Genomic DNA, 9,694 nt, shown 5'->3' on the forward strand with positions numbered 1-9,694 from the left:
CCGTCTCGGTCCCCGCCGCCGGCGCCGATGCCGCCGCCCGCATCGCCGCGGCGATGGCGCCGCAGGATCCGGCGCTGGTCCTGCTGTTCGGCATGCCCGCCGATGGCCTGCCGGCGCTGGGCGCCGAGCTGCGCCGGCGGCTCGGCCCGGATTGCCGGGTGGTCGGCTGTTCCTCGGCCGGCGAGATCGGGCCGCAGGGCTATTGCTCGGCCACGGTGACGGCGCTGGGCTTTCCCGCCGCCAGCTTCCGCGTCGGCGTCTGCGTGCTGCGCGACCAGGCGCTGGTGCCGGTCTCGGAATGGATGGCGACGCTGCGCCGCTTCCATGCCGATTTCCGCCCGGACCTGCGGCGGTCCAGCTTCGGGGTGCTGCTGCCTGACGCGCTGGCCCGGCAGGAGGACGTGCTGACCGCGACGCTGGACGCGGCGATCCCCGGCCTGCCGGTGGTCGGTGGCTCCAGCGCCGAGGGGATGCTGTTCGCGCCGACATGCCAGATGGTCGACGGCGCGGTGCACGAGGGCGCCGCGCTGTTTCTGCTGATCGAGACCGACCTGGCGATTTCCGAGGTGCTGTTCTCGCATTTCAGTCCCACCGACAGGCGCGCCGTCGTCACCGCCGCCGACACCCACAACCGCATCATCCTGGAGCTGAACGCCGAGCCGGCGGCGCAGGAATATGCCCGGCTGGCCGGGGTGCCGCTGCATGCGCTGACCCAGACGGAATTCGCCCGCCACCCGCTGCTGCTGCGCACCGGCAAGCGCCACCATGTCCGCGCCATCCGCGCCATCACCCCCGAGGGCGGGCTGGAGCTGCTGTCGGGCACCGAGCCCGGCCATATCCTGACCCTGGGCCGGGCCATGGACATGACCCGCGGCTTTGCCGAGGTGATGGACGCGCTGCCGCGCCCGCCGCTGATGGTGCTGGGCTTCGACTGCATCCTGCGCCGGCTGGCGCTGGAACGCGCCGGCATGACCGCGCAGATGTCCGAGCTGCTGGCCCGCTATCACGTCGCCGGCTTCAACACCTATGGCGAGCAGCACAGCGGCATGCATGTGAACCAGACCTTCGTCGGCATGGCGCTGATGCCCCCCGAGGCGGGATGAGCCATGTTCCTGCGTGACGACGATCCCCCCGGCCGGCGGGTCGAGAAGCTGGCGCGCATCGCCGACGTGCTGGTCGAACGCATCGACCGGCTGGAGGAAAGCCGCGGCTCGGCCTGGTCGATGTTCCAGGCCGCCGTGGCGCTGGAGCAGGAGGTGCAGGTCCGCACCCGCGAGCTGGAAAAGGCGCTGGCCGATCTGTCCGAGCGCAACCGCGAGCTGGCCGTCGCCCGCGCCTCGGCCGAGGAGGCGAACCGCTCGAAGACCCGCTTCCTGCGCGCCGCCAGCCACGACTTGCTGCAGCCGCTGTCGGCGGCAAAGCTGTTCCTGTCGGCGCTGAAGGATACGCCGCTCGATCCCTTGCAGCGCGAGCTGACCGACCGGCTGTCGGGCGCCTTCGAATCGGTCGAGGAGCTGATGCACGCGGTGCTGGACATCTCGCGCCTGGACAGCCAGCGCATCGAGTTCCAGCGCAAGCCCGTGGATCTGGGCGACATGTTCCGCCGCCTGGCGGTGGAATACGCGCCGATGGCCGAGGCCAAGGGCCTGCGGCTGAGCTTCGCGCCGACCATGGCGGTGGTGGAAAGCGACCCGACCTTCCTGCGGCGCATCGCGCAGAACCTGATCTCGAACGCGATCAAGTATACCGACCGCGGCGGGGTGCTGGTGGGCGTCAGGAAGCGCGGCGAGCGCGCCTGGCTGGAGATCTACGACACCGGAATCGGCATCGCCGCCCCCGACCGCGCCCGCATCTTCGACGAGTTCCAGCGCATCGGCCGCGAGGGCGGCGGCGTGCCGGGCATGGGGCTGGGCCTGTCGATCGTGCGCCGCGCCTGCGCCAAGCTGGGCCACCCCATCGCCATGGACAGCGAGCCGGGGCGCGGCACCGTGTTCCGCGTCAGCCTGCCGCTGGTGGCGCCGGGGGTCGAGCCGGCCCGGGCCGAAGGCGCCGGCAGCGGCCCGTCGCTGCGCGGCCGGGTGGCGCTGGTGGTCGAGAATGACGATGCCATGCGCCGGGCGCTGGAACTGCTGCTCAGGGACCGGCTGGGCATGGTGCCGCGCGTCTCGGGCGGCATCGCCGAGGCGCTGGCGCAGATGGGGGACGAGCCGCCGGACGTGGTGATCGCCGATTACAACCTGGACAATGGCGATACCGGCCTGCAGGCCATCGCGGCGCTCCGCCAGGCGGCGGGCCAGGCGGTGCCGGCGATCCTGGTCACCGCCCAGCGGGCCCCCGAGCTGGCTCGTGCCAGCCAGTCCGTCGATGTGCCGCTGCTGGAAAAGCCGGTGCGGCCCGAGGATCTGCAGGCCATGCTGCAAGCCATGCTGGCCTAAGACCAAAGCACGAAACTGTCGGTCGCGGGCTTTCGCGGCCGGCCGGCCGGGGGCAGGCTCGGCAACAGCGAAGGGAAGAAACCGCCATGAGAGTTTTGCGCATGCTGGCCCTGGTCGGGCTTGTCGCCGCCGCCCCCGCCGCCGCCTTGCCGCTGCGGGCGGGCGAGGCGGGCGACCTGGTCTTTGCCGAGCGCGGGCCCTGGGACCTGGCGCAGGGACCGCTGGTCTGGCGGATCAGCCAGAGCGGGCCGGAGGCCGAAGGCTTCACGCCGCTGGGTGAGGGCACGATCACCCTGCGCGCCGCCAAAGACCCCTCGGACGGCAAGCCGGTGCTGGAACTGGCCGAGGAGACGGCGCGCATCAAGCGCCGCATCGGGCCGTTCCCGGTCTCGGGCGGCGATCCGGCGCTGACCTTCTTCCTGGAAACCACCGCGCGGGACATGGCGGTGCTGACCGGCGGCAGCCCGTTCTATATCCGCAATCGCCTGAAGGACGCGCTGTTCCGCGGCGGCGAGCTGCGGCACGCGGGCGATGTCACCATCGCCAGCTTCGCGCCGTTCCGCGACGACAGGAATCGCGCGCGCATGGCCGGCTTCGAGACGCTGGAGCTGCGCTTCACCCTGGGCGATCCCGGGCAGCCGATCCGGCGCATGGTGGCGCGGACCGGACCCCTGGCGGGCGGGCGGCCCGCCTATGACAGCGAAATGGTGTTGAAATGATCCGGGCGACCCTGACGGCCGCGCTTGCGATCTGGGCCGGCACGGCCGGGGCGCAGGCGGTCAACGACTATCCGACCAATGCGCGGGCCGATTACGTCTTCGTCTGCATGGCGACGAACGGCCAGACCCGCGAGATGCTGGACAAGTGCAGCTGCGCCATCGACCAGATCGCCGAGATCCTGCCCTATGAGGATTACGTCAAGGCCGAGACGGTGATGGCCATGCGGCAGATGGGCGGCGAGCGCTCGGCCGCGTTCCGCAACATGGGCACCAATGAGATGGTCGCCAATTTCCACCGCGCCGAGGCCGAGGCCGAGATCCTCTGCTTCTGAACTGGACAATCCGGCCGCCCCGCGCTTCCCTGTCGGCAAGCTGCTGAACAGGAGGGAAGCGATGGATCTGGGGATCAGGGGCAAGAAGGGCCTTGTCTGCGCCGCGTCGAAGGGCCTGGGCCGGGGTTGCGCCGAGGCGCTGGCCGAGGCCGGGGTCGATCTGGTCATCAACGCCCGCGGCGCCGAGGCGCTGCAGGCCACGGCCAGCGAGATCGCGGCGAAGCACGGCGTTTCGGTCACGCCGGTCGCCGCCGACATCACCACCGAGGACGGCCGCGCCGCCGTGCTGGAGGCCCTGGGCGGGCAGGCCGACATCCTGGTCAACAATGCCGGCGGCCCGCCACCCGGCAGCTGGACCGACTGGTCGCGCGAGGATTTCATCAAGGCCATCGACGCCAACATGCTGACTGCCATCGCGCTGATGCAGGCGCTGGTGCCGGGCATGATGGAGCGCGGCTGGGGCCGGGTGGTCAACATCACCTCGCAATCGGTGCGCGCGCCTATCGCCGTCCTGGGCCTGTCGAACACCGCCCGCGCCGGGCTGACCGGCTTCGTCGCCGGCATGTCGCGGCAGGTGGCGCCGCATGGCGTGGTGGTGAACAACCTGCTGCCCGGCATCCATGCCACCGACCGTGCGGACAGCCTGGATGCCGGCGTCGCCAAGGCCGAGGGCATCGGCGTCGACGAGGCCCGCCGCCGGCGCGAGGCGACCATCCCGACCCGCAGCTATGGCCTGCCCGAGGATTTCGGCGCCACCTGCGCCTTCCTGTGCAGCCAGCATGCCCGCTTCATCGTCGGGCAGAACATCCTGTTGGACGGCGGCGCCTCGAACATCTCGATCTGAGGGCGCGGTCGGCGGGCCGGTCGGCGGGTCGGGCGCAGGAAGGCTCTTGCCAGAACCCTGCCGCCCGGCTACGACAAAAGTCGGAAATCGGGAGACATTGGCGCAAGCCAGGGCCGAAGGAGCAACCGCCCCGGGAATCTCTCAGGCACAGGGACCGTTTTCCAATGTACGCTCTGGAGAGAGGCGGCAGATGCCGTCCGCCGAAGGGATAACGATCTCAGGCGCCCCCGTTTCGGGGTAGGGACAGAGGGGGCATCTAACCGGGCGGGATCGGTCCGTCCGCAAGACAGGGGATGCCCATGGCCGAGCTTCGGCGCACGATGCTGTATGACCTGCACCTTTCGCGCGGCGCGAAGATGGTGCCCTTTGCCGGCTGGGAGATGCCGGTGCAATACCCGATGGGCGTGCTGAACGAGCACCTGCATACCCGCGCCCATGCCGGCCTGTTCGACGTCAGCCACATGGGCCAGGTGATCCTGCGCGGGCCGGGCGCGGCCGAGGCGCTGGAGACGCTGGTGCCTGCCGATATCGTCGGGCTGGCCGAGGGCCGGCAGCGTTACGGCCTGTTCACCAATGACGCGGGCGGCATCCTCGACGACCAGATGATCGCCAACAAGGGCGACCATCTGTTTCTGGTGGTGAACGCCGCCTGCGCCGAACAGGACATCGCCCATCTGCGCCGGCTGGAAGCCGCCGGCATCTCGGTCGAGCCGGTGACGGATCGCGGGCTGCTGGCCCTGCAGGGCCCCGAGGCCGAGGCGGTGCTGGCGCGGCTGGTGCCCGGCACCCAGGCGATGAAGTTCATGGACGTGGCCGAATTCGACTGGCAGGGGGCGACGCTCTGGGTCAGCCGCTCGGGCTATACCGGCGAGGACGGGTTCGAGATTTCCGTGCCCGGGGACCGCGCGGTCGCGCTGGCCGAGGCGCTGCTGGCCGAGCCCGAGGTCGCGCCCATCGGGCTGGGCGCCCGCGACAGCCTGCGGCTGGAAGCGGGAATGCCGCTTTACGGCCATGACATGGACGCCACGACCCTGCCGGGCGAAGCCGGGCTGGGCTGGTCGATCCCCAAGCTTCGCCGCACCGGCGGCGCGCGCGCGGGCGGTTTCCCGGGCGCCGGGCCGATCCTGCAGGAACTGGCCCAAGGCCCCGCCCGCAGCCGCATGGGCCTGCGCCCCGAGGGCCGCGCGCCCATCCGCGAAGGGGTCGAGATCTTCGACGCGGCCGAGGCTGGTGCTGCGATCGGCACGGTCTGCTCGGGCGGCTTCGGCCCTTCGGTCGGCGGGCCGGTCGCCATGGCGGTCCTGCCCGCGGGACTTGCCCCCGGCGCGACGCTTTGGGCCGAATTGCGCGGCAAGCGCATTCCGGTGACGATTACTCCGCTTCCCTTCCACAAACCGAGCTACAAGCGCTGAGAGGCCAGGCATGCTGAAATACACCGAAGACCACGAATGGCTGAAACAGGACGGCGACGAGATCGTCGTCGGCATCACCGCCCATGCCAGCGAGCAGCTGGGCGATGTCGTCTTCGTCGAACTGCCCGAGGTCGGGCGCGAGGTCGAGGCGGGCGAGGAGATCGTGGTGATCGAATCGGTCAAGGCCGCCTCGGACATCGTGGCCCCGGTCGCGGGCGTCATCACCGCCGTCAACGAGGCGCTGCCCGACGCGCCGGGCGCGGTGAACGAGGATCCGATGGCGGCCTGGTTCTTCCGCATCAAGCCGGCCTCGGTCGACCTGTCCGGCTTCATGGACGAGGCGGGCTATCAGGCATTGATCGGCTGAGGCTGCCGGGCCTTGCGGCCCGGCGGGAGCCGGGGGCGCTTCGCCCCCCCGGACCCCCCGAGGGTATTTGGCAAACGAAGAAAGGCAGGGCGGGGGGCGTTCCCGGCCCTTGCGATTCCGAAGGCAATGCTTGTGAACATTCTGACGCATCGAGGCCAGTGATGGGTAAATGGACCCCGACCGACTATAATCCCGACGATTTCGCCAATCGCCGTCACATCGGGCCTTCTCCGGCCGAGATGGAGGCGATGCTGAAGGTCGTGGGCGCCGAGACGCTGGAGGAGCTGATCGGCCAGACCGTGCCGGCGAGCATCCGGCAGGCCGAGGCCCTGGACTGGCCGGCGCTGTCCGAGGCGGAACTGCTGCAGCGCATGCGCGAGGTGGCGGCGAAGAACCAGGTCATGACCAGCCTGATCGGGCAGGGCTATTACGGCACCGTCACCCCGCCGGCGATCCAGCGCAACATCCTGGAAAACCCGGCCTGGTATACCGCCTATACCCCCTACCAGCCCGAGATCGCCCAGGGCCGGCTGGAGGCGCTGCTGAACTTCCAGACCATGGTCGCGGACCTGACCGGGCTGCCGGTGGCCAATGCCAGCCTGCTGGACGAGGCGACCGCCGCTGCCGAGGCCATGGCCATGGCGCAGCGGGCGGCGAAGTCCAAGGCCCGCGCCTTCTTCGTCAGCGAGGCCCTGCACCCGCAGACCGTCGCGGTGATCGAGACCCGGGCTGCGCCCTTGGGCATCGAGATCGTCCGCGGTACGGAATGCGATCCGTCGGCCGTGTTCGGGGCGATCTTCCAGTATCCCGGCACCTTCGGCGAGCTCCGGGACTATACCGCCGAGATCGCGGCGCTGCATGCGGCGGGCGCGGTGGCGATCATGGCGACCGACCTCCTGGCGCTTTGCGTGCTGAAGGAGCCGGGCGCCATGGGTGCCGACATCGCCATCGGCTCGGCGCAGCGTTTCGGCGTGCCCATGGGCTATGGCGGGCCGCATGCCGGCTTCATGGCCTGCCGCGACGAGTTGAAGCGCGCCATGCCGGGGCGGATCGTCGGGGTTTCCATCGACGCCAAGGGCAACCAGGCCTACCGCCTGTCGCTGCAGACCCGCGAGCAGCATATCCGGCGCGAGAAGGCCACCTCGAACGTCTGCACCGCCCAGGCGCTGCTGGCGGTGATGGCGTCCTTCTATGCGGTGTTCCACGGCTCGGTCGGGTTGCGCGCCATCGCCCAGCGGGTGCATCTGAACGCGGTCACCCTGGCCGAGGCCTTGCGCGCCGCCGGGGCCGAGGTGCAGCCCGAGGCATTCTTCGACACCATCACCGTGCGGGTGGGCGTGGGGCAGGCGGGGATCCTCGCCGCTGCCCGGCATCGCGGCATCAACCTGCGCAGGGTCGGCCGCGACCGGGTCGGCATCTCGGTCGACGAGACCACGGATGCGGATGTGATCGCCCGGGTGCTGGACGCGTTCGGCATTACCGACCAGGCCGCGCCGGCCGCAGCCCCGGCGATCCCCGAGGCGCTGATCCGCGAAAGCGACTACCTGACCCATCCGGTCTTTCACATGAACCGGGCGGAATCCGAGATGATGCGCTATATGCGCCGCTTGTCGGACCGCGACCTGGCGCTGGACCGGGCGATGATCCCGCTGGGCAGCTGCACGATGAAGCTGAACGCGGCGGCCGAGATGATGCCGATCACCTGGCCGGAATTCGGCGCGCTGCATCCCTTCGCGCCCGAGGAGCAGGCCGCCGGCTATCACGAGGTCTTTGCCGATCTGACCGGGAAGCTGTGCGCGATCACCGGCTATGACGCGTTCTCGCTGCAGCCGAACAGCGGCGCGCAGGGTGAATATGCCGGGCTTCTGACCATCGCAGCCTATCACAAGTCGCGCGGCGAGGATCGCGACGTCTGCCTGATCCCGGTCAGCGCCCATGGCACCAACCCGGCTTCTGCGCAGATGGCGGGGATGAAGGTCGTAGTAGTCAAATCGGCCCCGAACGGCGATATCGACCTGGAGGACTTCGCCGACAAGGCCGCAAAGGCCGGCGACAGGCTGGCGGCGGTGATGATCACCTATCCCTCGACCCATGGCGTCTTCGAGGACACCCTGCGCGAGGTCTGCCGCATCACCCATGAGCATGGCGGCCAGGTCTATATCGACGGCGCCAACATGAACGCCCTGGTCGGTCTGGTGAAGCCGGGCGAGATCGGCGGCGATGTCAGCCACCTGAACCTGCACAAGACCTTTGCCATTCCCCATGGCGGCGGCGGTCCCGGCATGGGGCCGATCGGGGTCAAGGCGCATCTGGCGCCCTTCCTGCCCGCCGACCCGCGCGAGGGTTCGGGGGCGGTCTCGGCGGCGCCCTGGGGCAGCGCCTCGATCCTGCTGATCTCCTGGGCCTATATCCTGATGATGGGCGGCGAGGGGCTGACGCAGGCGACGCGGGTCGCGATCCTGAACGCGAACTATGTCGCCAGCCGGCTGGCCGGGGCCTATCCGGTGCTGTTCATGGGCAATCGCGGCCGGGTGGCGCATGAATGCATCCTGGATACCCGCCCCTTCCAGGAGCATGGCGTGACAGTGGACGACATCGCCAAGCGGTTGATCGACAACGGCTTCCACGCGCCCACGATGAGCTGGCCGGTCGCTGGCACGCTGATGGTCGAGCCGACGGAATCGGAAACCAAGGCCGAGATCGACCGGCTGGTCACCGCCTTCCTGGCCATCCGCGACGAGATCACCGAAATCGCCGAGGGCCGGATCAGCGCCGAGGCCTCGCCGCTGCGCCACGCCCCGCACACGGTCGAGGATCTGGTCGCCGACTGGGACCGCGCCTATTCGCGCGAGCAGGGCTGCTTCCCGCCGGGGGCGTTCCGGGTGGACAAGTACTGGCCTCCGGTCGGGCGGGTGGACAATGCCTATGGCGACCGCAACCTGGTCTGCACCTGTCCGCCGCTTGAGGATTACGCCGAGGCGGCGGAGTGAGCGCGTGCCTTCGTCATGGTCGGCGGGGGGCCTTTGCGGGGGCTTGCGAAAAGCCGTGAAAGCGGCCTTGACAAGCCCCCGCGCTTCGGCGAGATAGCACGCCGATGGGGCCGTAGCTCAGTTGGTAGAGCGCATCGTTCGCAATGATGAGGCCAGGGGTTCGATTCCCCTCGGCTCCACCAGTTCAGGAATTTTCTTATATTACAAGCAGCTAGGCGGAAAACGCTGACACGCTGACAGCGCCGTGCTGACAACATCGGCCCGCAGAAAAGGGGGGCCGATGCCCGGCCTCTCCGAATCTGTGTTATGGCTGGCATGGCGCGGTTGCCTGTGGCGGGCAACGCGACGTCCGCGGCGCGGCCCTGTGGCGGCGCTTGGCGGGCGCGGATGGCTGCCCTTGTGGGACGCCTAACGGCCCTCCTGCGGCTTACCTTACTGCGCCAGGTGGGACTGCCCTATCGCTTCCCTATGCGGTCAACGCTCTTCCGCTGGTCTATCGCCTCATTGGCTAGAGCCTGTTGCACTCAATCGGCCTCATACCCGGCGGTTTTGAAGTAGTTGTAGCACTCCTCGTCGGAGAACAGATCGCAGACCT

At 69.6% G+C, this 9,694-nt stretch carries 8 protein-coding genes, 1 tRNA gene and 1 riboswitch; all 9 genes read left to right on the top strand.

Annotation, left to right across the window (positions count from 1 at the left end; all coding sequences use genetic code 11):
* Positions 1-1,103, top strand: a 1,103-nt coding sequence (locus I9P22_RS21510; protein WP_199262004.1) for an FIST N-terminal domain-containing protein, incomplete at its 5' end; no start/stop codon positions are given.
* A gap of 3 nt (positions 1,104-1,106) precedes the next feature.
* A complete protein-coding gene (locus tag I9P22_RS21515; RefSeq protein ID WP_199262006.1) occupies positions 1,107-2,435 on the top strand; it encodes an ATP-binding response regulator in 1,329 nt (442 codons plus the stop codon).
* An 86-nt stretch (positions 2,436-2,521) separates the two neighbouring features.
* A complete protein-coding gene (locus tag I9P22_RS21520) occupies positions 2,522-3,154 on the top strand; it encodes a hypothetical protein (protein WP_199262008.1) in 633 nt (210 codons plus the stop codon).
* The gene (locus I9P22_RS21525) at positions 3,151-3,486 is read left to right on the top strand and encodes a hypothetical protein (RefSeq protein WP_199262010.1); all 336 of its coding nucleotides are present in this window, start codon (positions 3,151-3,153) and stop codon (positions 3,484-3,486) included. Before I9P22_RS21520 ends, I9P22_RS21525 begins: the two co-directional genes overlap by 4 nt.
* Before the next feature lie 61 nt (positions 3,487-3,547).
* Positions 3,548-4,330, top strand: a complete 783-nt coding sequence (locus I9P22_RS21530; RefSeq protein ID WP_199262012.1) for an SDR family oxidoreductase — start codon at positions 3,548-3,550, stop codon at positions 4,328-4,330.
* Between the two features lie 78 nt (positions 4,331-4,408).
* A riboswitch (glycine riboswitch) is annotated at positions 4,409-4,497 on the top strand.
* A 132-nt stretch (positions 4,498-4,629) separates the two neighbouring features.
* Positions 4,630-5,742, top strand: a complete 1,113-nt coding sequence (gene gcvT / locus I9P22_RS21535) for a glycine cleavage system aminomethyltransferase GcvT (RefSeq protein WP_199262014.1) — start codon at positions 4,630-4,632, stop codon at positions 5,740-5,742.
* Between the two features lie 10 nt (positions 5,743-5,752).
* Positions 5,753-6,109 (top strand): glycine cleavage system protein GcvH, encoded by a 357-nt coding sequence (gene gcvH / locus I9P22_RS21540; protein ID WP_199262016.1) that lies wholly within the window; start codon positions 5,753-5,755, stop codon positions 6,107-6,109.
* Positions 6,110-6,270: 161 nt separating this feature from the next.
* Positions 6,271-9,099 carry an aminomethyl-transferring glycine dehydrogenase gene (gene gcvP, locus I9P22_RS21545; RefSeq protein WP_199262018.1) on the top strand — a complete coding sequence of 943 codons (2,829 nt, stop codon included), beginning with the start codon at positions 6,271-6,273 and terminating at the stop codon, positions 9,097-9,099.
* Between the two features lie 106 nt (positions 9,100-9,205).
* Positions 9,206-9,281: transfer RNA gene (locus I9P22_RS21550), tRNA-Ala, on the top strand.
* Positions 9,282-9,694 lie beyond the last annotated feature (413 nt).

Source organism: Paracoccus binzhouensis (assembly GCF_016446475.1).
Taxonomy (GTDB): domain Bacteria; phylum Pseudomonadota; class Alphaproteobacteria; order Rhodobacterales; family Rhodobacteraceae; genus Paracoccus; species Paracoccus binzhouensis.

Excerpts from the sequence above, each read along its gene's own strand:
- I9P22_RS21515 (WP_199262006.1), top strand. The coding sequence starts at position 1,107 with ATGTTCCTGCGTGACGACGATCCCCCCGGCCGGCGGGTCGAGAAGCTG.
- I9P22_RS21525 (WP_199262010.1), top strand. The coding sequence starts at position 3,151 with ATGATCCGGGCGACCCTGACGGCCGCGCTTGCGATCTGGGCCGGCACG.
- gcvT (WP_199262014.1), top strand. The coding sequence starts at position 4,630 with ATGGCCGAGCTTCGGCGCACGATGCTGTATGACCTGCACCTTTCGCGC.
- I9P22_RS21530 (WP_199262012.1), top strand. The coding sequence starts at position 3,548 with ATGGATCTGGGGATCAGGGGCAAGAAGGGCCTTGTCTGCGCCGCGTCG.
- I9P22_RS21520 (WP_199262008.1), top strand. The coding sequence starts at position 2,522 with ATGAGAGTTTTGCGCATGCTGGCCCTGGTCGGGCTTGTCGCCGCCGCC.
- gcvH (WP_199262016.1), top strand. The coding sequence starts at position 5,753 with ATGCTGAAATACACCGAAGACCACGAATGGCTGAAACAGGACGGCGAC.
- gcvP (WP_199262018.1), top strand. The coding sequence starts at position 6,271 with ATGGGTAAATGGACCCCGACCGACTATAATCCCGACGATTTCGCCAAT.